Origin of the sequence: Anaerostipes hominis (ex Lee et al. 2021) (genome assembly GCF_002270485.1) — a bacterium.
Lineage (GTDB): Bacteria > Bacillota > Clostridia > Lachnospirales > Lachnospiraceae > Anaerostipes > Anaerostipes hominis.
The window spans coordinates 44,673-68,369 of the sequence record NZ_NQOG01000013.1 but is presented as its reverse complement, the minus strand read 5'-3'; the positions used below and the strand labels follow the sequence as shown (position 1 = coordinate 68,369).

Below are 23,697 nucleotides of genomic sequence, written 5' to 3'. Positions count from 1 at the left end.
CCAGGGACGATCTTTGGTTTCAAGATATTTATAGAAGCCTTGCCGGCTGATACCAAGCATTCGGCAATAAAATGAAATTTTCCCGGTAATCCTGCCGTCCTCTGTTTTCAAAGCCAAAAAGATCATTCTCTGGTTTTTACTGACTTCCGACGGCTGGCGGCGAAAAAAGCGCTGGCCTCCTCCAAAAATTCGTTTTCTTCCTTTAGGCGACGGATTTCTTTATCCTGCTCCTTAACCCTCTTACGCAGCATGGTAATCTCTTCTGACAGGCTCATTGCGCTGGCAGGGGTATGGGAACCTTCCCCAATATCCAACTTGCCAGCTCTTACGGCTTTCAGCCATGTATGGATGGTTCCTTCAGGGATTCCCAGTTCTTTAGCCGCTTTGGCGCCTCCGATTTCTTTGGCAAGTTTTACTGCCTGTACTTTGTATTCATGGTCATATTTACGTGCCACTTTGAATACCTCCTTATTCTCTTGGTTTTATTATGAAATCCTTGAGAATAAACTGTCAACTTTTTTTATACCACACCACCCTAAATATCAGTTGCCAGAGCCACAAGGATTTATGACGGCAAAATCATATAAAACAAAGATGGTAGAGCCGCTTGTAAAGAGACTGAAATCGCTCTTGAAAACGGTGCTTGCCCGCTGCTTTGAGGGGTGGGATAACTACCATAGGCTGAATACCACTAACAGAAATTTGTATCAAAGCAATGAGCGATTAAAAAGTCACAATAAGCAGTTGAATGCTGACAATAATCGTTTGCGGGAGGAAATTAAAGACTACAAACTGCTGCGAAAAGTATTCGGTAGCAGACAAATTGACAGCCTGTTAGAGCAGGCGAGGCAGTCTAAACAGCGTGGCACACGCTTTAGAAATAAAGAAAACGAAAGGTAGGAACAAACAATGGTAAAGACAATTTTTGAAGAAATGGGTGGCACTTATGTACGGCAAGGGGATTATCTTATCCCCTGCCTCACCTTACCCGCCGAAAAAGAACAGTCGTTAGGCTTATTCGGACAGCGGCATTTGCGGTACTTAAAGGAATATCACAGGCTTACCTACACCAATCTGCTTACAAGCGGCAAACTGAACACTTACCTTGCCGACATTGACAGGCAGGCACAGGAACGCTTTGAAACGCTTACAGAGCTGATGAAACAGGCGCAGGGAGTCACAGAGCAGCTAAAAGCGGAAAACCAGATTGATTGGGTAGGGAGAATGAACAATATTCGGCATCGGGCGATGGAGATTGTTAATCATGAGGTTATTTACGCATAATGTAAAAACGGCGGAGGGGAGAAATCCTTGCCTCCGTTTTTTATTTACCAAATTGAAAAATCGCTAATCTCGTCCTCGGAAAAACCAATCCACTTCAAACTCATCTTCTTAATAAGTTTGTCGAGAAGAAGAATATAATACTTTGCCTTTGAATCAGACTTAAAATCATAATAATAAGCATATCCGTGCGCAACAGAACGCCGCAATTCTTTGATATTTTCACTTATCACATCCACAGACTCGTTAGTATTGGACAGCAATTCAGGAAAAAGATTAAATGAATACTTCAATTCTTCCTTTAGTGGACAATTCTTATCTTTCGCTTTTTTGTGTTCCAATTTATCAAACAGGTATTCAAACGCCATTGTTTGTTCAATATAACGCTGTGGGGAAAACATAGAGTCGAGTGTACCTAAATGACCTAACGGTACGCTCTTTGTTATCTTATTGCCGAAATCAAACGCTATGTTGTTTAGTATTTTAGGTATGTACTTCATAACGTCAAACTCATAAAAGAAACCGTCGTTCCCTGAAACTGCCTTCTCGGACACAAGCGGGCAGTAAAACCAGCCGGCCTTGAGTCCTTGGCTATATAAGGTAATACGTTTGAAAGGCACTTCTGAGTGGGATGTCATAAACATTGCAAGACGATTCAAAACCACGGAGATATCCGAGCACTCCTGAATGGTTTTGTTATGAAGCGGGATCTTTATTTCGCCTTTTTTATCGTAATCTTCTAGGATCCCTAATTTATTTTCATATCCAATAAGGAAAGATAACGCATACTGTCTATCTTGCATTGAAAAGGGAATCTTATATATTTCTTTAGGTTCCACAGAGAAATTGACGCCTTTCCTGACCATATCTATGAGATTGTACTGATACCTAAACACATCATCAAGGAACGGTGATTGCACACCGATGGTATCGTATTCATCATCCCTGTCAAACATATTGATGATATAGCACCGCAGATAACAAGTGCTACCCATGGAATTTTCAACTAAAAAAGTAGCAGTTCTTGCAATACTGCCGCTGTCAAAACATTGGCCACGAAGGATATAATTATCTTTAAAATTATATTCTTTGCAATAATCTGCAAGGATTGGCTCATCCGAAAATAATTCCATGCGGTAATTGTCAATTACAAACGGAATCTTACATTCATTGAAGAATACAAATCCTTTCACCATACTTTCACCTCATATTCTATCCCCATACGGCAAAGACCTTATATAATTTTCCATAAAATCATAGTCAGGTTTATCATCTTTTGCAGGCAACTTTATTATGGTTGAGCGCATGCTTTCAAGCACCCATTTTCGCCCATACGAATAACGGTACTTTTCCTGACGAAGCACAGCGCATATAAACAAGGCGATATATTTATTGAAGGCAATGCCGTTTTCCTCTTTGAAATACAGTACATTTACATCATCAGTTGCCCAGAATGTTTTTGGCTGATAAAAAGCCTCTCCAACAGATCCATTGTAGCTCAGAGAAATAGTATTACCGTCGTGAATAGCAGCTTGTCCAATATAATTAGAGACACCGTTGTTTGAATCAATCGCCCCGATATATGGAGTCGCTCCATCGGTTTGTTCGTCAGAAGTGAGTCGTTTTCCCTTTTTTACTTCAAATAAATCTCCTACACAAAATTCCTTCCACGATACAACATCAAGTGTATGTGATTCGTACCTTCCCTGGTTGGCCGTGGTTAACGGCTTGTGATTCAACGACTTTATATACTGCTCCATAAAACCCCAATCTGGATAGTTATCTATAGTAGCTGGCAATTTGATTATGGTATTGGATATTAAATCCATTTTAAATGCCCTGCCATAACTGTACTTATATTTTTCTTGTTTTAATATTGAAATGATGAATAGTGCCGTATATATATTGATCCAATCAGCACGACAAATAACCATGTGGTCTCCACAAATAAATTTATCACTTTGATAGGAACAGGTTGCTGTTGTATCACCAATAGCAATAGCATTCCCATCTTCAACTCCTGTAAGTCCAACATTTAAAACATAACAATCACATCCATTATTCATTTCTGTACGAGAAATGAAACGAATTGTATTTTTTGAAGGAATACTGTAAAAATCACAATCGCCTTTCACATGTGCTTTAGCCTTGTACATTTGGCAAAACAAATCCCCTAGTCGAAATTCTTTCCAGTGTTCTACATTAAGCTTCATAAATATGCCCTTCCTTTACAAGGTAAGCAAGATAATCATTGATTGTCTGCTGAAAATCCTGTTCTGTAAGCTTCGTGTAATCCGTTTTCATATAAGCTTCACAAAGCCACTCATCATCGCCGTTAACTTTATGGGTTGCCGAAAGACCGTCTACAGAACGCCTGTTACGATACAGTTCAATCCATTCACGCTCAATTTCTACCCATTTACTCTTGCCTGTACCAGTATCAATTTGCTCGACACGTCCCAAATTTTTCTTCTTTTTAAACCCATCATCTTTGCAATACCCAAAGAAAGTATCAGGATTGGAAACATCATTATGTTTCGTGCCGATTTTGAACACCATACAACAGGCAGAAGCACTTGCGCCGGGATAAAAAATCTCATTTGGCAAAGTAAATACAGCATCAAGTGTGTTTTCCTCCAATATTTCACGCTTCAAACGGGCAATTTCTCCGCTAGTTCCGATAGCACAGGCAACAGGAAGTAATACCGCCAGTTTAGCCTGATGATTGATGGAATTAAGCGTGTCGGCAATATATTTAACAAAGTATAATCCTTTAGAAGGGTCTTCTTTTTTATTATTACCCCAAGTGGCAACATATTTTTTGGGCAGATGAATTCGCTGACCGTTATATGGTGGATTCATTAGGATTACATTTGGATTTGCTTCTTTTATCCAATCTGCTAAATCAAAGCAACTGCCCTGTCGAATATTTGAATTTCCATCGGAATGAATAAGCATATTAGTTGTAGCAAGTCCATAGATGTTTTCATCAAATTCAATACCAAATATTTGATGCTTTTTTACTTTTTCCTGTTCTGCAGCAGTAGCACAATCATCCAATGCTTGTGTCATTGCTCGAACCAAAAATGATCCGCTGCCACAACAAGGATCAAGTACTACAGAATGCTTGTTCACACCAGTAATTTTTGCCATAAAATCAGTAATATGATCCGGTGTAAAAGCTTGGTTTTTATCCGATTTTCCGACATATTTATTGAAGGTAACAAAGAACAGGTTAAGCAAATCCTGTCCAGAGGTGCTCTTATCATTGATAAAAGGTAGAATGTTATTTTCAATAAAATTCAAAATTTCTCTAAAAGCGGCAATATTCAATTGACGAATGTATTGGTCACCCAAGACATTACGGTTTAATAAAGCAAGTTTCTCCGCCTTATTAATATCCGAATTCAGCAATTCTTCAAGAACTTCTTTTATTCTTGTCCTTATTTGAGCAGCTGTTAAAGAAGGAGTTGAATAGTCTAAACCATTTTTCAGAGCAAGAAGGCATGTACCAACAAACTGACTTCTCAATTTTTCAGGAATACTGTGGCGATGCAGCAATTCATTAAGTTTATATGTATTCTGCATCACTTTTTCTTTATCATTGATTTTTGAAGTGTAAAAATCAACATATTCGTCCATAGATCGAAGAACTGTTTCTTTTGGCATAAGATCACTGTCAGAAACAACGCCTCGCCACACTTTTACATTGTCGTTTACAGTATTCGCTAAAATAGCAACTGTCTTATTACCTGTCAACGCTTTTTCATATTCTACATAAGCAGATAATTGCTCCTCATCTGCCTTTGTAAAGTTCTGTTTGGTTTCAATGAGCACGGTAATATTATCCTTAACAAAACGAATATCCAATTTTTCAAATGCACGACCTGCACTATTTCGAATAGGAACAAATGTCAAAGATGATGCGGAAAAAGCTTTCGGATAGCTATATTCGTCATTCTCAATATTGCTGGTAAGATAAGCTCTGCCAACAGTTGAAATCATATCTGTTCTAATCATTTTCTATTTCTCCTAATCATATCCACTCGCCATCAGCGGCAGACCATTTTTCAGTAAACTTTTTGCTTTTGACCGCCGCTGTAAACGGTTCTGTCAAAAACGCCTCAATTATTTTTAGCACTGTATTGAAATCGTCAGTTTGTGTATCAATCTTCCGACAGAATGCTTTCCATTTTTTCTGCATGGCAGCATCAGCGGCAAAGCTCATAACCTGCTCAAATTGTTCGAGCGTGAAGCTGTGTTCACGGTTTGAAAAGGTCTTTCTGAGTGATTCAGTAAGCACTCCGCCATCAAAATCAAACTTGTTGGAGATATAATAAATATCGTAGTAATCCTTCATTCGGCTGGAAAACTCCATCAGGCTCAAAATGGCATCGAGTTTTTCCGCAACGGTGGTTTCAACCGAGTAGGTATTTACCGTTGGTGATTCAAACTCTGGAAGCTGCGTTGGTATCTGGCGCTTTTCCTGTTTCGGAACAATGACATCTCCTACGCCAAAGTCAATGCTGAATGGCGTTCTTGTGTTTTTGATACGGGCAACGATAGAGGCACCAATTCCCGAATACTTTTTAGCGATGGCAATAGGCGCAACATCCTTGATCTCAAAGGTTACAAAATCATTGCCGGTAGGAACTGTTATGATTTCTTCCAGAAGGGACTTTAATTGTTCCGGCGTGTTTGGTACTTGCCGAAGCAAAAAGTCCACATCCACCGTTACCCGGCTATCAAAGTCAGTCAGAGAATAAAGGAACAAGCCACCTTTTAACACAAGGTTTTCTGCATACCTTGATTTCTCCAAACGGCGGAGAAATTCTTCCTGACAAAAAAGCTGCAAGCAGAGCTGATAGCTTCTGCCGCTTTCAGCAGCTTTATTTTTCAGTCGTGCAAGCACGGAAGCAGCAATATCAGCCATTGAGCAGCACCTCCATCACATCCATCAATTTTTTATAAACCCGCATTTTCTTTGCATAACTTGAAAGATTGCTCAGGTTTTTCTTTTTATCGGCAGCATAGGCATTGAGCGCCTTATTAAACATTTCGTTGTCCAGCTTTGTGCGGTATTTGAAACAGTCGCAAATGGTGCGTTCCCTATCATAAACAGCAAGCTGCACTCCATTAAAATCCCCGCTTGTTTTTCCGATTTCAAACAAGGTAGGCTGTACAAAATACACCTTTGTCGCCAGAGAATCGATATGCAGCTTTGTCCGTGAAAAGGTACGGGGAACGGCAATTGACCATTGCCGGGGCGAAAAATCACTGTAGCCATAATAAAACAGCGCCGATTCCACGCATACAATGCTTTCAGGAAGGAGAGTGGCAAGCACTTGTTCTTCCTTTATATCTTCCTGCTCGGCAAGCTGATAATAGCCGTGCCTGACACGCTCGAGATAACCCTCTTTGCACAGATTGGCTACATCATAGTTGGTAAGTCCTTCGGCAACAAAATCAGCGGTTTTTGCAATACCGTCATTGTTATTTATTATGTTTTTTATGGTTTCCTTTTTGTCCATTTGTTCACCAACTTTCAAGCCACAGCTTATTGATACTGTGTTCGGAAAATATTATACCATAGAAGCGTCCCAATATCAACAATTTTTAAAACACAAATATAAGATATTGTGAAACTAAAATTTGAAATTTTATTGCAATATAACTTGAAATCTGCTACAATATTTTCGGACGAGATGGTATTGCTCCATGCTAAGAGAGGCAAGTGTTATCAACGCCGATAACAAAATGATAACATTAGCCCATATAGGCAGGATAATATGGATATATCAAATAGTCAAAAGGGCTACATACACGACAAATAATAATCACTAAACAAAAATATTTAGGATTTGTCGAAAGAAAATGAAAAACGTGTGAAAGAAAGAGAACGACCAAAATCCGTAAACAAACAGAAAAAACACGATTGGTTGGATCGGTAATAAAAAATATTCATGCATAAAATAATCCCAGGCAACAGAAGAAAATTTGTTGTCTGGGATTATTTGTCATGTGTCAGACCGTTGAAAATAGTGTTGAAATCTGTATGGAAAATTTCCGCAAGAGCAATCAGTTCGCTGATACGGATATTGTAAGTTCAGGCCTCAATCTGGGAATAAACACTTCTAGATGTAGGAAGATTACGCAGCTGCAATTGTGCTACGACCTGCTCCTGAGTAAGATTGGCAGCATTTCTCAGTTTTCGAAGATTATCTCCGATGGAAATATCATTAATTTGCTTTAATTTTTGAGCCATAAAGATTTCACCTCTTTCCATTCATACGAATTCCTTGCCATTGATTTTAGTATAAAATTCTCATACAATTGCAATGTATAGTGAACCATAGTCAAGTAAGTAGACACATATATTAGAAAAATCTTTCTGGAAAGAGGGACTATGCCTGATTCCAGAAGAGTTCTTCTTTTTCGTTAGGTGTTAACATTCCAAGAGAGCTATGTGGCCTTCTTGAGTTGTAGTATCCTTCAATATATTTAAACACAGAGAGTTGTAATTCCTGTAAAGAGTGATAAGTTCTCCGGTTGGTTTCTTCTTTTTTGAGATATTTGAAGAAACATTCGCAGCAAGCATTGTCGAAAGGGTATCCTTTCTTTGAGAATGATTGCACGACATTAAGAGAATCCAATAGCTGCTTAAATGAGAAAGCAGTATATTGAGATCCTTGATCAGAATGAAACATAAGTCCGGAAGGACAGTTTCTTTTAGAATAAGCTTTTTTGAACGCATTCATAACAAGTTTAACATCAGGTTTTCCAGAGATGTTCCAGGAAATGACTTTGCGCGGAAGTAAATCCATTACAATACAGAGGTAATACCATTTACCAGAAACCTTGATATAAGTAAAATCACTTGCCCAAACAATGTTTGGTGCCTTTTGATTGAAGTCCTGATGAAGGTGATCGGGACAGTCACCATTGTCTTTGTGGCGGTAATTACGATAAGGCTTATCGGTGGACATGCGTGGTAATTGAAGAGTTCTCATCAGGCGGTACACTCGTCCGACACTGATGTGAATGCCATAATCGCGCTGAAGAACATATGTGATTTTGTAAGCACCAAGACGCTTATTGTAATCAGCATAAATCTGAAGAATAAGTTTGGCTATTTTCTGATTTTCCTTGGTGCGATTAGCAGGCTCTGAATTGTAATGCTTATAATAAGTGCTTCTGTTGACACCTAAGACTTTGCAGAGAATCTTGATATCATGCTGGAAGCGAAGCTTATGAACGGCGTCTAATCGTTGTTCGAATGTGGCGTGAAGATGGCAATCGCTTTTTTTAGTATCATAAGTTCTTCAAGTTGAGCGTTACGTTTTTGAAGTTCTTTGACTTGTTTTGCGGTAAGAATTTCGCCATCATCCGTTTCAACGGTTGAATATTGTTTGATCCAACGGCCAAGAGCTGTAATAGAGACTCCGTATTCTTTACAAAGAGCAGCTTGGGATTTTCCGCCGGATTGATACAGGTTAACGAGAGTACGTTTGAAATCTTCGTCATACCTATTTCCAGTTTTACCAGTGGACATGAGTAAATACCTCCTTTTTGGTGTCTACTTTATTGTAATGTATTGTTACTTTCCGTGTCCACTTATTTAATATAGATCCACTGTTTATATAGATTATAATTTAGACTTAAAAACACAAGAAAATTGTTGAAATTATTCACGAATTTTGAGAGAAAAAAATAGAAAGACAAAAAAATATATAAAAAGTAAAAAAAAACTTGAAAAAATAATACAATAATGCTAAAATCTAAAATAACACAAAGTACTTTGTAAAACAAAATAGTTTTGAGACAATTGTATGGCGAATGATGAATGCAATTAAAGGATTTAGAGAAACTGAATCCTTTAATTGCATTTTTTTGTCAGAAATATCTCGAGCGGATAAGAGAAAGGAGCTTAAAATGGCAATATTTAATACGATTATAAATATGGGTTCAACTGTTATAATGCCAATTATATTTTTTATCGTAGGCATTATTTTCCGAGTAAAACCAGGAAAAGCGTTTAAAGCAGGTATGACGGTAGGAATCGGATTTACCGGTATTAATATGGTAGTCAATCTTCTGCTAAACAGTCTGGGACCGGCAACTCAGGACATGGTGGAAAGATTTGGGCTGAATCTTACGGTAATTGATGCAGGATGGGCGACAGGTTCTGCCATAGGCTGGGCATCTCCGCTGATTCCGTTTATTGTGGTAGGGGCAATCGCATTAAATATAATTCTTTTAGCGATAAATAAAACAAAAATCATCAATATTGATATATTCAATTATTGGCTGATCTCTTTGGTAGGAACATTGGTTTATCATGTCACAGGCAGTATTCCGTTGGGAGTTGCAGGCGCCCTGCTTCTGTATTTGATTGCATTTATTATTGGAGACCTTACAGCAAAACCTATTCAGGAAATGTACAAGATCAAAGGTGTGGCGTTTGTACACGCAACATGCGGCGTATATGTTCCCCTCGGTATCGCAGTTGACTGGGTTATCGGACATATACCGGGTCTGAAGAAAATCGACATGAATCCTGAAAAGATTACGAAGACTCTGGGAATTTTCGGAGAGCCTGTAACTCTGGCAACAATCCTTGGTGTAGGTCTTGGACTGTTGGCAGGATGGCCGCTGGATGAAGTGCTTCCGCTGGCGGTTAATGTGGCGGCAGTTATGATTCTTCTCCCGAAGATGGTAGATGTAACAGTCGAGGGAGTAATGGTTATCAGGGATGCAGCAGAAGAGTACATGAAGAAATTGTTCCCGAACAGAGAGTTCTATTTTGGTATGGATACCGCACTTCTGATCGGAGAGCCTTGTATAATCGCAACATCATTACTGCTGATCCCGGCATCATTGATCCTTGCCATGATACTTCCTGGAAACAAGATGCTTCCGTTTACGGATCTGGCGTCCATTGTATTCCTAATTTCTATGGTGGCTCCGTTTTGCAAGAGGAATATGTTCCGTATTTTCGTTACAGGTCTGTTGATTATAACAATCCAGCTTTATGCAGGAACAAGTCTGGCACCAAACTTCACAGCAGCTGCCGAAGAGGCAAACGTAGAAGTGAATTCAGAAGGCGACCAGGAAATCGGTAGTTTAGTGGCACCTTATAATACACCTGTAGGCTGGGCAATTGTTGAGTTGGGAAAGATTATTGGAGGGAAATAGCTGTAGCTGATATATTTAGGAGTGCTTTTCGTTAAGAAAGGAAGATGATTAATATGAAAATTGTAGGTATTGGAGATTTATTAATTCCAGAGAACTTTATCAAAAGTGGATTTTTGGGGTTGGAAAAAATGGGGCATCGGATAGAGACTGTTCAGTGGAAACTGGAAAATTATGAAGAACTTCAGAATATCAATCTGCTGGTTGAGACTCATGGGAGTGAGGCGTACGAACCGTCTAATGATGTTTTGCAGGCTGTACAGGATGCCGATGTAATTATAACACAATTCTGTCCGATAACAAAAAGAGTGATTGATTCCTGTAAGAACCTGAAAATGATTGGAGTTCTTAGGGGAGGATATGAAAATATTAATGTTAAATATGCAACAGAGAAAGAAATCATCGTATGTAATACACCGGGAAGGAATGCGGATGCGGTAGCTGATTTTGCAGTTGGGATGATCCTAAGCGAATGTAGGAACATTGCAAAGAGCCATCGAAACCTGAAAGAGGGAAAATGGGTAAGGGATTACAGTAACGCTGCGACTGTGCCGGACCTTCCGGGAAATAAAGCGGGTATTATCGGATTGGGAGCGATTGGGCGCAAAGTAGCTCAGAGGCTGCGTGGATTTGATATGGAAATTATGGCATACGATCCATATGTTAAGGAAGTACCGGACTATGTAGAGTTGGTTTCGCTGGAGAAATTGATGAGAGAGTGCCTTATTGTAACTTTGCACACAAGGCTGAGTGCTAGCACGGAGCATATGATAAATGCAGAAGTGCTTCGAATGATGCGCCCGGATGCATATCTGATTAACACGGCACGTTCTGGACTGGTAGATGAAAAGGCGTTATATGAAGTGTTAAAGGCAGGAAAGATTGCAGGAGCCGCGTTAGATGTGTTTGATGTGGAGCCTCCGTTAGCAGACTATCCTTTGATTACACTTCCCAATGTGACAGTAACACCTCATCTTGCAGGAGGTACAGTAGATGCGTTTACGCGATCGCCGAAACTGCTTGCAAAGGAAATGGAAACTCTGATTACGGAAAAAGACTCAAGATTTGTGGTTAATAAGGAAATTTTTTCAAAAGTAATAGAACAAATATAATTTGCTGACAATAGGAGAACGACAGATGGAACTGGGATTAAAAGGAAAAAATGTACTGATTACCGGAAGCACCAACGGTCTTGGAAAAGCAATTGCACAGCTTATGGCACAGGAAGGTGCAAATGTGGTTATTAATGGGAGAAACAAGGAAAAAGCAAATAAACTGGCGGAAGATATCAGAAACACATATAAGACTGAAATAGCTGTTGTCCCTGCAGATTTGTCAGAGGAAAATGCGGCAGAGGATTTATTTAGGAAAAGTGTAAAAGCTCTGGGGAAAATAGATGTATTAGTCAATAACGCAGGTATATGGCCGACGGCCTATGTGCGTGATATGGAAAAGAAAGAGTTTGAGCGTACCATATACATGGATTTGGAAGTGCCTTATATCCTGAGCAGGATGATGGTTAATCATCTGATCTCACGGGAAGAAAAGGGCAAAATTATCAATGTAGTCTCACAGGCGGCATTCCATGGTTCAACTACGGGACATGCACATTATGCGGCAGCAAAGAGCGGATTGGTGACGTTTATGATTTCTCTCGCAAGAGAAGTTGCCAAATACGGAATAACAGTGAATGCAGTTGCTCCGGGAATTATGAAAACAGAAATGATCCGGGAGTCATTGGAGAAGAATTCAGATTATTATAACAGCCGGATTCCGCTGGGGCGTGCTGCATTGCCTGAAGAAGTCGCATATTCAGTTGTATTTCTGGCCTCCAATAAAGCGGATTATCTGACAGGAATAACAATTGACGCAACAGGCGGAATGCTGATGCGATAGCAGTTGTTGAGATGGATTGAAAGGAGAAAGTTACAATGGCATTAGTTTCAATAAAAGATATGTTAAATAAAGCAAGGAAAGAGAAATATTGTGTGGGGGCGTTTGATGCCAGTACATTGGAGATGGCGCAGAAAATTATAGAGGCAGCAGAAGAAAAAAAGTCTCCTGTGATTATTATGGGATTAACACCAGATCTGCAGGGAGATATGCTTGATTATTGGATTACTTGTTTAAGAAGAATGGCCGAAAGAGCAAGCGTTCCTGTATGCCTTCATTTGGACCATGCAACAGACATGGCTTTTCTGAAAAAATGTGTGGACTTTGGATTTACATCAGTTATGTATGATGCGTCTGTATATCCATTGGAGGAAAATATCCGTCTGACGAAAGAGGCTGTTGAATATGCCCATGCACATGGGGTAACGGTGGAAGCAGAGTTGGGACATGTGGGAGACGGTATTGTATCCGGAGAATTAAAGGCGGATGAGGATTATGATAATCCGGATGACTACCTGACAAATCCTGATGAGATGAAACAATTTATTGACGAGACCGGTGTAGACTGTCTTGCTGTAGCTGTGGGAACATCACATGGGGTTTATGTACATACGCCGAAACTCCACTTTGACCGTTTGGATGAATTAAACAGGATTTCAAGTATACCGATGGTAATGCATGGAGGGTCAGGAACTCCGGATGACCAGATAAAAGAAGCAATCCAGAGGGGAATCTGCAAGCTGAACATTTATTCGGAAATGTTGAGTGCATATTACGGAGAATTAAAGAAGAAACTGGAAGAGTCAGGAACACTTGCAATTTGGGTGAGCAAGGCGAACGAGAAATCTCTTGCAGCTCTCAAACAAGTCGTACTGGAAAAGATTGACTTAGTAGGATCAGCCAATAAGGCGTGAAGGCAATAGCAGATGGAGGTATAAGTATGGCAGAATATTTAATAGGGATTGATGCCGGATGTACGTCTAGTAAGGCAGTAATTTTCGATACAGATGGCAGGATTATAGCATCAGCAGCGACTCCGAGTATGAGGTTTAAGAAACGCAGGGCTGATTTTGAAGAGTTTGACGTTAATGAACTATGGAATCTTGTTTCTGGAACAATTAAAGAGTCAATACAGAAAGCAAAGATTGATCCGTCATTAATCAGAGGAATCGGGGTGACTTCGTTCGGAAATGGTGTAGTATTTTTGGACAAAGACGGAAATTCTATTGCTCCGGGATGTTTTTCACAGGATTACAGAGCAAATGAAATTCTTGAAAAGTACAAAAAAGAAGGAACTTATGATAAAATTAATAATATTATTAAAGGTACACTCTGGGCTGGTCAGCCGGCACCGATTCTTCGCTGGTATAAAGAAAATGACAGAGAGACCTACGATAAGATCGGTGGATTTTTTACATTCAAAGATTACCTTATGTATCGTTTGACGGGCGTGTTTGCGACGGATCTGGATTGTATTGGGGGATCAGCCCTTCTTGATATGGAGACAATGGAATATTCCAGGGAACTTATGGAACTCTTTGGGATTCCTGAATTGTACGACGTCCTTCCTAAGTTAGCAGAGCCGACAGAGATTATCGGTTGCGTGACAGAGGAAGCCGCAAAGCTGACAGGGCTTAAAGTGGGGACGCCTGTTGTAGCGGGAATGATGGATATTCTGGCTTGTCTTGTAGGCGCTGGAGCTACAGGAGGGGGTGTATACACAGCCGTAGCGGGCAGTTGGTGTATTAATGAGACACACTCGGAGCGGATTATTCCCGGTGCTTCGGCGAATATGCCGTATCTGCACAAAGGAGAATATCTTAATTGCTCTTATACAGGAGCTTCGGGATCGAATTATGAATGGTTTATCCATACACTGGGGGATAAAGCGAAGGTTGAAGCAGAGAAAAGGGACGTATCTATATTTGATGTACTAAATGAACTGATATCAGAAGTCCGCCCTGAAGACGCAAAAGTTATCTTCAGTCCGTTCGTTGCACAGCCAAGCATCCATCCGAACGCAAAGGCAAACTTTATTGGGATCGATCAGAATACAAGTTATGCCGAGATCTGCTATTCAGTAGCAGAGGGTGTTGCGTATATCCATAAATATCATGTGGATTTTCTGAAGAATGCAGGACTTCCGCTGGACACAATACGTCTGACGGGAGGGATAGCAAGGAGTAAAGTGTGGAAACAGATTTTTGCAGATGTTTTACAGGTGCCGATTGTCGGAGTAGACTGTGAGGAAACCGGGGCGTTGGGCTCGGCAATCGTTGCGGGAATTGGTGCAGGCGTGTATAGTAATTATGAAGAGGCATTTAACAGAGCGGTGAAGACAAAGGCTCCGGTTATGCCTCGGCTGGAAAAGTATCCTTGTTATGAAAAACGTTATGCAGAGTGGACTAACATAAATGAAATGATGAAAGAGTACTGGAATTATAAATAATATAGGCAGGAGAGAATACGAATTGGCTAAACAGGAAAAGTTATTTGGAGATTGCAAATTCCATATTATTCCTTCTATCCGGGAATTAAAATATCTTAAAAAAGCACTGGAAGGACGAGAAGAATGGATATTATTAAGCTGCTGTCATATAGGTAATTTGAGAGAAAATGTTGATATATGCCATAGGGCAGGAAAGAAAGTTATTATCAATCACGAGCTTGTAGGCGGACTCGGGGCAGATAGAATGGCATTTCAATTGTTAAAAAATATGTATCACATTGATGGAGTCATGGGAACAGGAAATACAAAGATAGGTCTGATATCAAGAGAAAAGATGAAGTCAATCCGCCGTATTGTGCTCAGCGATTCGTTATCGGTAGAACAGGTGTTACGGAGTATGGGAGATATGGATTATGACGGGATAGAATTAAGGCCGGCGTATTATGCAGTACAATATTATAATAAATTTCGTGCAATATGTAATTGTTCATTTGTAGTTGGTGGGTTTGTAAATTCAGAAGAAATCCTGGAAAAAGTGTATCAGGCAGGGTTTTCAGGAACTATGACAAGTTGTGTGGAATTATGGAACCACCCACTTGGAGGAAAAGAAATCCTATGACGTCACAGGGCGGGGGATTTTGTTCCACCCTGTGATGTTCTAAAACGGTAGAACTGAAATAAATAAAGAAACAGTATCAGAAGAGAGACGCCACGGACTGGTGGTCAACGATCTTGACATCTGTTTCTATAGTTGAGGGCGGGCATCGCTCCATCATCTAATTTGATAATTTTGCGACAATCTCAAGAGAGATGTTTTCGATTGTTATGAGGTGTTTATGGTTTGCAACGCGTCTGCAACAAATTACTATGAAACCCTTGATTTTCTCGCTGTTTTCGGTTATGTAAACGAGAACTCGTAAACCAGCGGATAAAATTTATTTAGAGTAAAAAAGTCCGGAAATGTTAAACAATTTTAATGAGGTGAATAAAAATAGCGTGGCTACATTTTGGCTACAAAAATATTATGAACGAAACGAATCATGCATATAAAATAACATAAAATGCACAAAAAGCGAATCCATAATACATATTATTTATGATTGGACAAATATAAAAGTGGAGTTCGAATAATGAAAAAATCTGGAAACCCTTATAAACAGGGCATTCCCGGGCATTAGAGGTTCTATTTGATAACAAAATGATAACACTGGAGATTTTGGTATTATTTATTATCAATCCGATGGTTATCAGGTAATATGTGTGAAACCAACAAAAAAGGTCTTCCTGAATTGAGAGAAATCAATTTGGTAAGGCCTTTTTTCTTCGGCTTTTATTTTGTATTTTTCGGGTAATTGTACCGTCACTGATCATATTCTTCCTTGGTAATTTTCCTGGATTTAAGTTTTTCTGCCTGTTTCTGCCATGCATGGAACATATCAAACATAGAAAGGTAGGTGGTTCCTTTGGATTTATCTAACCGGAGGCAGAGTTCTCTGTCAATTTCTCCGATATGAAGCCCATAAAGGTCTTCTAATGCAAATAAGGTGTGCATCAGTCCTACATAACTAGTGCATTTAGATAGTTTTCCTTTGGACTGCGAGAGCTTTTTTCGTACTGTGCAATGCGGGCATCAGCCTGCACTTCACTGAATCCCAACTGCTGACCTAAATATTTCAGCAGCATTATCAACATCCGGCGATTTTGCCATGGCAGCAACAATTCCAGCGGATATTGCACAGTACTATGGTTATATGCTACGAGTGACACAAAAATTGTTGTATTTGTATGGATTCCCGGAAATTGACGTTACAGAAAAAGGGAAAAAGTTTGACACGGAGACACTGAATATCTTGACTCTTTGTCTGGGAGTAATGTATGGAGTTGCAGGTGCCAATAATGCATTGAAAGCACCTTTACAGGATACGTTTTTGTGTAATCCGGATCATGAGATAACAGCAGAGGAGAATGCTTTTGATATTGAAGCTGCTGAAATCAAAGAGTACAGTGAGGAAGGCGAAGAATAACTATAATTAAGTGCTGTAAAATTTTAAGTTGAATTTTACAGCACTTTTGCGTATAATAAGTATAGAAATAATAATGATAAATCACGGAGGACGGTCTATATGGCAAATATTTTACCAGTATCTGATTTGAGAAATTATAATGAAGTTTTAAAAAATTGCCGGACGGGAGAACCAGTATTTTTGACAAAGAATGGAAGGGGACGTTTTGTAGTGCTTGATATAGAAGATTATGAGAGGGATCGTGCAGAAAAAAAACTATTAATGAAGCTACAGGAGGCAGAGGAGGCAGTTAAAGACGGAGAAGGATGGCTCAGTTTGGATGAATTAAAAGCACTTATGGGGGATTAGACTATGCTGAAATTACGAATTAACCCATTAGTTGCAGCGGATTTAAAAGAGATTTGTGATTATATTGCCGAGGATAATGCAGAATATGCTGCAAAGACGATCAAAGAAATCTATAGTAAATTTGAGAATATTCAACTGTTTCCCGAGATGGGGGCAGATCTTTCCAAAAGAGTCAGTTTCCGAACAAATTATAAGTATGCAGTATGGGAAAATTATGTAATCTTTTATAAAGTTGGAGAAAAGTATGTTGAGATTTACCGGGTGGTAAATCGGTATCGAGATATTACAAAATTATTTGAATAGTTATTATGGATTCAAAATTCACTGAAGGAAAAGGGATGAGTAATTTTGTAGAAGACTTAGATGAAAGATATTGGAGAGAACGTAAGAAAAACAGAATTAAGAAAGAAAATAAGACTTTTGTATGTAATATTCCTTTTCGAGTGAAATTATATGGAAGTATAAACGAGAACTACATAATTAGGAAGGGGAAACTTACGAGATTTTTGTACTTAAAGAATGGTTGTAGAGTATATTTTACAGATGCTGACTTTTTGACCATGTTACTTCAAATTCAAAATAAGGATACAATGACATCACTTATTGAAAATTTGGAAAGAGCATATAAAAATTGTGCTGAAAAATATTATATATGGATTGGTTAGAAAAAGTATGAAATAGAGGGTATACCTCAGACAGAAGATGAGCAGATTCTTATGAACCCACAGGATGTAGAGATCTTGTTTAATGAATTACTTGCTTTGATAAACCTAGTTTTATTAAAGGATCAAGCGTCTACTCCATTATGGCCAAGTAGACCAGATTTTTTTTAACATACAACATCAAAATACATCCACAAACGGCAGGCTTTTGAGGATGGACACTTTTTGATAGAATGCGTGAATGGCAGTTCTCCTGAAGAATGCACATATGATTCTGGAAATGATCGCTCTGTTGCATATTTCATAATAGAGACATGTAATGCCTGCCCATATAGGGACAAATGTCAACCTCGATTTCTAAAAACAAGAGTCCGAAAAGAAGTTTCATGGAAATCGGTCGGAAGAGCAAAGCAGCTACAGTATATGAAAACACATTCACAAGTGACAAAACCCCACTGCCATGCTATATTTCTCTTATAAGGAAAGCCAACCACAAATCCAATGGCATGGGAGAGATTAATGGGAAAACCAGGAAACAAAAAAAACATTATAAAACTTCTTCAGGAAAACAGAAATAAGCAGACTGCAGAAGAAATCGCCGATTGTCTGGGGATTCAAAGGAATACAGCCAGTGCTATCTTAAATGAGCTTGCCAGAGATGAAATCGTCCGGAAGGAGAAAACACGTCCGGTGATGTTTTCTTATATAGAAAAAGATTCGGTATTTTCCGACGATCCGTTTGCGTCCTTTATTGGTGCGGACAAAAGTCTGAAGGAGACGGTGGAAAAGTGCAAGCTGTCTGCGATATATCTCAAACGGGATATGCCTATTTTACTGTTTGGCCCAAGTGGCGCGGGAAAAAGTCTGCTGGCCGAGTACATTTATAAATATGCAAAGTATATCCACACAATACCAGAGGATGCCCCGTTTGTCGTTTTAAACTGTGCAGACTATGCAAACAATAAGGAACTGCTGTCTTCTGTCTTGTTTGGATATAAAAAAGGTGCTTTCACTGGGGCCCACACAGATACGAGGGGGCTGATCGAGGAAGCGGATAATGGGTATTTATTTTTAGATGAGGTACACCGTCTTTCTCCGGAAGGACAGGAGAAATTATTTCATTATATGGATAAAGGGGTTGTGTCACGGGTCGGTGATAATGGACATAACATTGAACTCAATGTCAGGCTGATTTTCGCTACGACAGAGGGGAAGGAATCCATGTTGGATACTTTTTTAAGAAGGATTCCGGTGGAGGTGACACTTCCTCCGTTTCACGAGCGGACTCTGGAGGAAAGATATCAGCTGATCATTTATCTGATTCATCAGGAGACATTTGTCATGGAATGCAGCTTTTTGGTGAGTAGCAATGTGATCAACCGATTGCTGACCTTTCAGGGAAAAGGGAACATCGGGAGCCTGCGCAATATTATTAAGCTGTCATGTACAAAGGCTTATAATGAGGCGGAAGATAAAAAGGGGACAGTACCGTTAAAGCTGAGACATTTATCAGATACACAGAAGTTTATGACAGGCATCGGTTCAGTTCCTTATGTAAATCAAGACGTTGAGATTTCATCGGAAAAAGAGTCGGTTCAGTATATTTTGACAACGGAGCAGATCCATGTGTATTTCCCGGCAGAGACCATTGTCACGGCAGTATATGAATATCTGGAAAAGAAGATATCAAAGGTTCGGTTCCGCAAAATTATTTATGATGAGATCAATCATATGATAGACGATGTCATTTATCGGGAAATGGACCCATTTATACAAAATCTCTATAACCAGGCGGTCAACAATATTTTAGTGTATCTTCAGGACAATTACGGCTTAAAATACAATGGGGTTATGGAGATGGTGTTTGTAAAAATCTTATATGACCTGAATAATCAGAGTGACAAACCCGATGACAGTCAATACGAGATCATCGTCAGGAAACTGCAGCCGGTCATGTACCGCTACTATAAAATGGGATTGATTTTTACGGAGATGATTCACCAGACCATGGATTATGAGACAAGTCCCTGGTTTGTGAGATTATTTGTTATGCTGTATTTTTACAGTATGGCAAAGGAGGATGGGGATTATACCAATGCCATTATTGTATCCCACGGACCTGCGACAGCGTCCAGCATTGCAAGCACGGTGAACAGGGTGTTTGAGACCTATATCTTTGAGGCGTTTGATATGGCATACGATACACCGAAAAGTGAAATTGTGTCGAGGATAAAAAAATATTTGAAAAATACCAATACGTCAAAAGGCCTGCTGATCTTTGTAGATATGGGGTCGCTGCTGAGCATATCCAAGGATTTAAAAGACGATATTGAAGGGGATCTTGGCATTGTCAACAATATTACTACGGAAATGGCATTAGAAGCGGGAGAGAGAATCCTGCGTCATGAAGATCTTCAGAGTATTATGGACAATATTCTGTCTCACCATGTGACGAAAAAGTCGTATGTGCCCAGCAGACAGAAACCGAAAGCCATCGTTTTATGCTGTATCACGGGGCTTGGGACTGCGGTGAAAATGAAGACTCTTCTCAAAGAGTGCCTGGAAGGAATCGAACTGGAGGTAGTGGAGGTGCCGTTTCCGGATTTGCAGAGGAACGGGAGCCAGTGTGATGTTTTCCGGAAGTATAATGTACAGTTTGTTGTTACTACGAGTAAATTGGAGGCGGAGGATTATACCGCGATTCATTTGAATGAACTGATAGACAAACGGGGAGAAGAGGTCATTTATGCAACAGTAGGCAAATATTTTGATAAGGAAAAGGTTCAGAAGTTTATTGAAAATATTGTCCGCAGTTTTACCATAAGAAACTTGATCGGCCAGCTGACGATTCTCAATCCGGACAAGATTTTAGACGATGTGGAAAAAGCAGTGACGAGGCTGGAAATTTTGGAGGGAGAGAATTATCCTATTGATTTGAAAAAAATGCTTTATATTCATATTTGTGTGATGGTGGAACGACTGATCCTGGAAAAAGGACAATTATCAGAGAGTAATCCGACACAAAGTTTAAAGTGTCGGGAAAGCTTTATAAAAAACTTAAAGGAAAGTTTTTCTGTCATAGAAGCCCAGTATAATGTGTCGATTAACCATATGGAAATTCATATGATTTATAGTTTGATAAAAAATATTTAAAAAATAAAGTGCTAAAAGAGCTTGTATTTATGCGGTTTTAAAAAATACAGGCTTTTTTTATTGCAAAAAATAAAAGTTGGCACAGATTTTGCTGTATATATTTGCAGAGGCGAAATGATGCGTGATATGGAAATTGTATGCCGAGTGTCAGGAAACCTTAAAATAGACCTGGAAAGGAGGAGAAAATGGTCGGATTAATTATTGCAACTCATGGAAATACTTGTGCAGAACTGGTGAAAAGTGCCGAGATGTTTTCGGGGCCATTGAAAAATTGTGAGACATGGACTTTAAACCCGGGAGACAGCATTGAACTTGGAGAAAAGAAACTGGAGCAATACGTGGAAAGTCTGGATGAAGGTGCCGGCGTCATGATCATGACAGACTTATTCGGAGGAACACCGTCAAACGTTGCGTTAAAAATTTCTATGAGAAAAAATGTAGGGATTTTGACAGGTGTCAATCTTCCGATGCTGATTCAGTTTGTATCATGCAGAGAGAACAATTCTCTGGACAATTTGATCTTGGAGTGTACAGAGGCAGGCAAGGATGGAATCCTGTGTCCTAACAAATCAATTGAAGAGTGGAGGTGTACAGATGGCAGATATTAAAATGGTGAGGATTGACTACCGTCTGATTCACGGACAGGTCGTCGCAAAATGGTTAAAGGTAAGCCCGGTAAGAAGGATCGTGCTTGTGGATGACGTGCTGGGCAGCGATGAATTTATGAGTGATATTTACAAAATGGCAGTGCCCAAGGGTACCGCTGTGGACATTGTAACTGTGAATAAAGCAAAAAGCGTTCTGGATAAAACCAACGATACGGTGTTTCTTATTTTTAAAGATATTGACAGCTGCTGCCGGACGATCCGGAAAGGGGTTCAAATTTCTTCTCTCAATGTAGGGGCAGTTCCCAACGAAGACGGGAAGAATTTAATTACAAGCGGCGTGGCGATTTCGGCAGGGGAACTGGAAAAATTAGAAGAACTGAATGCAGAGGGAGTTGAAATTACGGTTCAGCCCATCCCTGAAATTTCTGCCATCAATTTTGATGCAGTTAAAAAGAAAATGTAGGAGGTTAAAATATGAGTACTGTGGTAATTGCGGTCACGATGGGGATCATGTACTGGTGGTGCAGAGGAATGATCTTTTCGTACTTTGGTTTTTTGTTTATTTCGAGTCCGGTAACCGTCGGACTTGTGGCAGGATTATTGATGGGTCACCCAATGCAGGGATTGATCATCGGCGGAGGGATTGCCCTTGTGTTTGCGGGAATTATCGCGCCGGGCGGAAATCTGCCAACAGATGAGTGCCTGGCGGCGACCTGCGTGATTCCTATTGCAATTGGGTCAGGCATGAGTGCAACGACCGCCATCGCACTGGCTGTGCCGGTCGGGCTGCTTGGCTCTTTTGTGACCAACTTAAGAAAAGTGGTAAATACATACTTTGTAAAGAAAGCAAATGATTATGCGAAGGAAGGAAACGCGGGAGGCATTTGGAGATGTGCGACACTTTTTCCGGTGCTCCTGGCAATTCCGCTTCTGTTTCTCCCGGTGTTTATTATCAACATGGTGGGGCAGGATGTAGTTGTAAATCTGATGAATGCTCTTCCGACATTTGTGACTCACGGTTTAGAAGTCGCGGGAGGTATCCTGCCGGCCCTGGGATTTGCTCTCATCATGAATATGATTGGAAAAGAAAAACTGATCCCGTATGTGTTTCTTGGGTACATTGTGATCTCGGTTGGAGGGATTAACTCATTGACGGCCGGAATCATTGGAATCTGCATTGCATTTATTTATGTGTTCCAGAAGAGAGAGATTATGGAGGAGGTAAGCAGCGATGAGTAAGGAAGTAACGACGGCGGATACAGCCCCTGCACTGACAAAAAAAGATTTAAATAAAGCCATGTTCCGCTGGTATATGTCGGCGGAGATGCCACTGAATTTTGAAAATATGCAGGGGATTGCATTTTGCGGAAGTATCGCACCGATTTTAAAAAAGCTGTATACGAAAAAAGAAGACCTGGCGGAGGCATTAAAACGCCATCTGCTGTTATATAACTGTAACGTGACTGCTGGCGGACTGATCCTCGGAACGACCATTGCAATGGAAGAACAGAGGGCCAAAAAACCGGAAGTGATGCCGGCGGAAGCTATCACAGGTTTGAAGACCGGGCTTATGGGACCGGTGGCGGCTCTGGGAGACAGTTTTGACTGGGGTATCATTGGCACGTTGTTTAAAATAGCAGCAGCCACATTGGCGGCAGCGGGGAATCCGTTTGCGATTGCAGTGTTACTCGCTTTTGTGATGTACTGTATCGTCGAGTTAGTATTTTTTACAAATCTGACTTATAAAAAGGGCAGAAGTTCCATCAAAACTATTATGGGTTCCGGCCTCATGCAGGACGTGATTTCCGGCGCAAATGTGCTTGCGATGTTTATGATGGGAGCGATGACCGCGTCCATGGTCACACTCACAACTCCGTTAAAGATTAGCAGTGTTGTCATTCAGGAAAAACTGGACGGGATTTTTCCGGGAGTCTTTCCGCTGGCGGCCTTGTTCCTGATTTACTATTTAGTCAGACATAAAAAAATCGGAACCGGAAAGATTGTCATTGGCATCATCGCAGTTTCTATATTGTGTGCCTTAATAGGTATTTTTTAAATAAAGCTATATAAATAAGCTGAAAAAAATC

General features: G+C 40.0%; 26 protein-coding genes and 1 pseudogene. 17 read left to right on the top strand and 10 right to left on the bottom strand.

Annotated features, from left to right (window positions below; translation table 11 throughout):
- Positions 1-126, bottom strand: a pseudogene (locus CI597_RS19510) (IS3 family transposase); the annotation flags it as partial.
- Positions 123-455, bottom strand: a complete 333-nt coding sequence (locus CI597_RS12190; RefSeq protein ID WP_055159092.1) for a transposase — start codon at positions 453-455, stop codon at positions 123-125. The gene CI597_RS12190 and the pseudogene CI597_RS19510, both read right to left, overlap by 4 nt.
- Before the next feature lie 112 nt (positions 456-567).
- On the opposite strand from CI597_RS12190, the gene CI597_RS12185 reads away from it, so the two are divergent.
- On the top strand, positions 568-900 hold the full coding sequence (locus CI597_RS12185; RefSeq protein ID WP_051405255.1) for a hypothetical protein: 333 nt from the start codon (positions 568-570) through the stop codon (positions 898-900).
- Positions 901-909: 9 nt separating this feature from the next.
- Positions 910-1,284 carry a TnpV protein gene (locus CI597_RS12180; protein ID WP_024728865.1) on the top strand — a complete coding sequence of 125 codons (375 nt, stop codon included), beginning with the start codon at positions 910-912 and terminating at the stop codon, positions 1,282-1,284.
- Positions 1,285-1,328: 44 nt separating this feature from the next.
- Here CI597_RS12180 and CI597_RS12175 read toward each other — a convergent pair whose 3' ends face one another.
- The 7 genes from CI597_RS12175 to CI597_RS12145 form a co-directional block, all read right to left on the bottom strand.
- Positions 1,329-2,477 carry a hypothetical protein gene (locus CI597_RS12175; protein ID WP_024728864.1) on the bottom strand — a complete coding sequence of 383 codons (1,149 nt, stop codon included), beginning with the start codon at positions 2,475-2,477 and terminating at the stop codon, positions 1,329-1,331.
- A gap of 9 nt (positions 2,478-2,486) precedes the next feature.
- On the bottom strand, positions 2,487-3,494 hold the full coding sequence (locus CI597_RS12170) for a restriction endonuclease subunit S (protein WP_024728863.1): 1,008 nt from the start codon (positions 3,492-3,494) through the stop codon (positions 2,487-2,489).
- The gene (locus CI597_RS12165) at positions 3,484-5,301 is read right to left on the bottom strand and encodes an HsdM family class I SAM-dependent methyltransferase (RefSeq protein ID WP_024728862.1); all 1,818 of its coding nucleotides are present in this window, start codon (positions 5,299-5,301) and stop codon (positions 3,484-3,486) included. Before CI597_RS12165 ends, CI597_RS12170 begins: the two co-directional genes overlap by 11 nt.
- 16 nt (positions 5,302-5,317) lie before the next feature.
- Positions 5,318-6,214 (bottom strand): nucleotidyl transferase AbiEii/AbiGii toxin family protein, encoded by an 897-nt coding sequence (locus CI597_RS12160; RefSeq protein WP_024728861.1) that lies wholly within the window; start codon positions 6,212-6,214, stop codon positions 5,318-5,320.
- Positions 6,207-6,812 (bottom strand): type IV toxin-antitoxin system AbiEi family antitoxin domain-containing protein, encoded by a 606-nt coding sequence (locus CI597_RS12155; protein WP_024728860.1) that lies wholly within the window; start codon positions 6,810-6,812, stop codon positions 6,207-6,209. The genes CI597_RS12160 and CI597_RS12155 overlap by 8 nt, the downstream gene beginning before the upstream one ends.
- 575 nt (positions 6,813-7,387) lie before the next feature.
- Complete coding sequence (locus tag CI597_RS19250; protein WP_330607108.1) at positions 7,388-7,567, bottom strand: hypothetical protein; 180 nt, start codon at positions 7,565-7,567, stop codon at positions 7,388-7,390.
- Between the two features lie 118 nt (positions 7,568-7,685).
- Positions 7,686-8,833 (bottom strand): IS3 family transposase gene (locus CI597_RS12145; protein ID WP_369882352.1). Its coding sequence is split into 2 segments (ribosomal slippage): positions 7,686-8,578 and positions 8,578-8,833, totalling 1,149 coding nucleotides; the frame shifts between segments, so codons are not numbered across the junction.
- Between the two features lie 380 nt (positions 8,834-9,213).
- Between CI597_RS12145 and CI597_RS12140 the strand changes: the two genes are divergently transcribed.
- The 6 genes from CI597_RS12140 to CI597_RS12115 are packed head-to-tail and all read left to right on the top strand — an operon-like array spanning position 9,214 to position 15,434.
- On the top strand, positions 9,214-10,476 hold the full coding sequence (locus tag CI597_RS12140) for a PTS galactitol transporter subunit IIC (RefSeq protein ID WP_024728857.1): 1,263 nt from the start codon (positions 9,214-9,216) through the stop codon (positions 10,474-10,476).
- A 53-nt stretch (positions 10,477-10,529) separates the two neighbouring features.
- Positions 10,530-11,585 carry a 2-hydroxyacid dehydrogenase gene (locus CI597_RS12135; RefSeq protein WP_024728856.1) on the top strand — a complete coding sequence of 352 codons (1,056 nt, stop codon included), beginning with the start codon at positions 10,530-10,532 and terminating at the stop codon, positions 11,583-11,585.
- 25 nt (positions 11,586-11,610) lie between these two features.
- Positions 11,611-12,369 (top strand): SDR family NAD(P)-dependent oxidoreductase, encoded by a 759-nt coding sequence (locus tag CI597_RS12130; RefSeq protein WP_024728855.1) that lies wholly within the window; start codon positions 11,611-11,613, stop codon positions 12,367-12,369.
- A 35-nt stretch (positions 12,370-12,404) separates the two neighbouring features.
- Positions 12,405-13,280: a class II fructose-bisphosphate aldolase gene (locus tag CI597_RS12125; RefSeq protein WP_024728854.1), complete on the top strand. Its 876-nt coding sequence runs from the start codon at positions 12,405-12,407 to the stop codon at positions 13,278-13,280.
- Positions 13,281-13,306: 26 nt separating this feature from the next.
- Entirely contained in the window at positions 13,307-14,815 is a 1,509-nt protein-coding gene (locus CI597_RS12120) for an FGGY-family carbohydrate kinase (protein WP_095142953.1), read from the top strand.
- A 22-nt stretch (positions 14,816-14,837) separates the two neighbouring features.
- Positions 14,838-15,434: a glycerol-3-phosphate responsive antiterminator gene (locus CI597_RS12115; protein WP_024728853.1), complete on the top strand. Its 597-nt coding sequence runs from the start codon at positions 14,838-14,840 to the stop codon at positions 15,432-15,434.
- A 741-nt stretch (positions 15,435-16,175) separates the two neighbouring features.
- On the opposite strand, the gene CI597_RS19245 is transcribed toward CI597_RS12115, so the two are convergent.
- Positions 16,176-16,367 (bottom strand): hypothetical protein, encoded by a 192-nt coding sequence (locus tag CI597_RS19245; protein ID WP_330607107.1) that lies wholly within the window; start codon positions 16,365-16,367, stop codon positions 16,176-16,178.
- Positions 16,368-16,521: 154 nt separating this feature from the next.
- On the opposite strand from CI597_RS19245, the gene CI597_RS18615 reads away from it, so the two are divergent.
- The 9 genes from CI597_RS18615 (at position 16,522) to CI597_RS12060 (ending at position 23,666) form a co-directional block, all read left to right on the top strand.
- A complete protein-coding gene (locus CI597_RS18615) occupies positions 16,522-16,839 on the top strand; it encodes a hypothetical protein (RefSeq protein ID WP_024728852.1) in 318 nt (105 codons plus the stop codon).
- Positions 16,840-16,938: 99 nt separating this feature from the next.
- Positions 16,939-17,187: a type II toxin-antitoxin system prevent-host-death family antitoxin gene (locus CI597_RS12100; protein WP_024728851.1), complete on the top strand. Its 249-nt coding sequence runs from the start codon at positions 16,939-16,941 to the stop codon at positions 17,185-17,187.
- A gap of 3 nt (positions 17,188-17,190) precedes the next feature.
- Complete coding sequence (locus CI597_RS12095) at positions 17,191-17,490, top strand: type II toxin-antitoxin system RelE/ParE family toxin (protein ID WP_024728850.1); 300 nt, start codon at positions 17,191-17,193, stop codon at positions 17,488-17,490.
- 35 nt (positions 17,491-17,525) lie between these two features.
- On the top strand, positions 17,526-17,852 hold the full coding sequence (locus tag CI597_RS12090; protein WP_024728849.1) for a hypothetical protein: 327 nt from the start codon (positions 17,526-17,528) through the stop codon (positions 17,850-17,852).
- A 516-nt stretch (positions 17,853-18,368) separates the two neighbouring features.
- Positions 18,369-21,002 carry a sigma 54-interacting transcriptional regulator gene (locus CI597_RS12080; RefSeq protein ID WP_235824616.1) on the top strand — a complete coding sequence of 878 codons (2,634 nt, stop codon included), beginning with the start codon at positions 18,369-18,371 and terminating at the stop codon, positions 21,000-21,002.
- 185 nt (positions 21,003-21,187) lie between these two features.
- Entirely contained in the window at positions 21,188-21,610 is a 423-nt protein-coding gene (locus CI597_RS12075) for a PTS sugar transporter subunit IIA (protein WP_024728847.1), read from the top strand.
- Complete coding sequence (locus CI597_RS12070) at positions 21,597-22,073, top strand: PTS system mannose/fructose/N-acetylgalactosamine-transporter subunit IIB (RefSeq protein WP_024728846.1); 477 nt, start codon at positions 21,597-21,599, stop codon at positions 22,071-22,073. Before CI597_RS12075 ends, CI597_RS12070 begins: the two co-directional genes overlap by 14 nt.
- An 11-nt stretch (positions 22,074-22,084) precedes the next feature.
- Positions 22,085-22,849, top strand: coding sequence for a PTS mannose/fructose/sorbose/N-acetylgalactosamine transporter subunit IIC (locus CI597_RS12065; RefSeq protein ID WP_024728845.1), 765 nt, complete (start codon positions 22,085-22,087; stop codon positions 22,847-22,849).
- Positions 22,842-23,666, top strand: coding sequence for a PTS system mannose/fructose/sorbose family transporter subunit IID (locus CI597_RS12060; RefSeq protein ID WP_024728844.1), 825 nt, complete (start codon positions 22,842-22,844; stop codon positions 23,664-23,666). Before CI597_RS12065 ends, CI597_RS12060 begins: the two co-directional genes overlap by 8 nt.
- Positions 23,667-23,697: the final 31 nt, after the last annotated feature.

Bases quoted from the DNA above. Each gene is read 5' to 3' on its own strand.
- CI597_RS12185 (WP_051405255.1), top strand. From the start codon at position 568: ATGACGGCAAAATCATATAAAACAAAGATGGTAGAGCCGCTTGTAAAG.
- CI597_RS12180 (WP_024728865.1), top strand. From the start codon at position 910: ATGGTAAAGACAATTTTTGAAGAAATGGGTGGCACTTATGTACGGCAA.
- CI597_RS12175 (WP_024728864.1), bottom strand. From the start codon at position 2,477: ATGGTGAAAGGATTTGTATTCTTCAATGAATGTAAGATTCCGTTTGTA.
- CI597_RS12170 (WP_024728863.1), bottom strand. From the start codon at position 3,494: ATGAAGCTTAATGTAGAACACTGGAAAGAATTTCGACTAGGGGATTTG.
- CI597_RS12165 (WP_024728862.1), bottom strand. From the start codon at position 5,301: ATGATTAGAACAGATATGATTTCAACTGTTGGCAGAGCTTATCTTACC.
- CI597_RS12160 (WP_024728861.1), bottom strand. From the start codon at position 6,214: ATGGCTGATATTGCTGCTTCCGTGCTTGCACGACTGAAAAATAAAGCT.
- CI597_RS12155 (WP_024728860.1), bottom strand. From the start codon at position 6,812: ATGGACAAAAAGGAAACCATAAAAAACATAATAAATAACAATGACGGT.
- CI597_RS19250 (WP_330607108.1), bottom strand. From the start codon at position 7,567: ATGGAAAGAGGTGAAATCTTTATGGCTCAAAAATTAAAGCAAATTAAT.
- CI597_RS12140 (WP_024728857.1), top strand. From the start codon at position 9,214: ATGGCAATATTTAATACGATTATAAATATGGGTTCAACTGTTATAATG.
- CI597_RS12135 (WP_024728856.1), top strand. From the start codon at position 10,530: ATGAAAATTGTAGGTATTGGAGATTTATTAATTCCAGAGAACTTTATC.
- CI597_RS12130 (WP_024728855.1), top strand. From the start codon at position 11,611: ATGGAACTGGGATTAAAAGGAAAAAATGTACTGATTACCGGAAGCACC.
- CI597_RS12125 (WP_024728854.1), top strand. From the start codon at position 12,405: ATGGCATTAGTTTCAATAAAAGATATGTTAAATAAAGCAAGGAAAGAG.
- CI597_RS12120 (WP_095142953.1), top strand. From the start codon at position 13,307: ATGGCAGAATATTTAATAGGGATTGATGCCGGATGTACGTCTAGTAAG.
- CI597_RS19245 (WP_330607107.1), bottom strand. From the start codon at position 16,367: ATGCACACCTTATTTGCATTAGAAGACCTTTATGGGCTTCATATCGGA.
- CI597_RS18615 (WP_024728852.1), top strand. From the start codon at position 16,522: ATGGCAGCAACAATTCCAGCGGATATTGCACAGTACTATGGTTATATG.
- CI597_RS12100 (WP_024728851.1), top strand. From the start codon at position 16,939: ATGGCAAATATTTTACCAGTATCTGATTTGAGAAATTATAATGAAGTT.
- CI597_RS12095 (WP_024728850.1), top strand. From the start codon at position 17,191: ATGCTGAAATTACGAATTAACCCATTAGTTGCAGCGGATTTAAAAGAG.
- CI597_RS12090 (WP_024728849.1), top strand. From the start codon at position 17,526: ATGAGTAATTTTGTAGAAGACTTAGATGAAAGATATTGGAGAGAACGT.
- CI597_RS12080 (WP_235824616.1), top strand. From the start codon at position 18,369: ATGGGAAAACCAGGAAACAAAAAAAACATTATAAAACTTCTTCAGGAA.
- CI597_RS12075 (WP_024728847.1), top strand. From the start codon at position 21,188: ATGGTCGGATTAATTATTGCAACTCATGGAAATACTTGTGCAGAACTG.
- CI597_RS12070 (WP_024728846.1), top strand. From the start codon at position 21,597: ATGGCAGATATTAAAATGGTGAGGATTGACTACCGTCTGATTCACGGA.
- CI597_RS12065 (WP_024728845.1), top strand. From the start codon at position 22,085: ATGAGTACTGTGGTAATTGCGGTCACGATGGGGATCATGTACTGGTGG.
- CI597_RS12060 (WP_024728844.1), top strand. From the start codon at position 22,842: ATGAGTAAGGAAGTAACGACGGCGGATACAGCCCCTGCACTGACAAAA.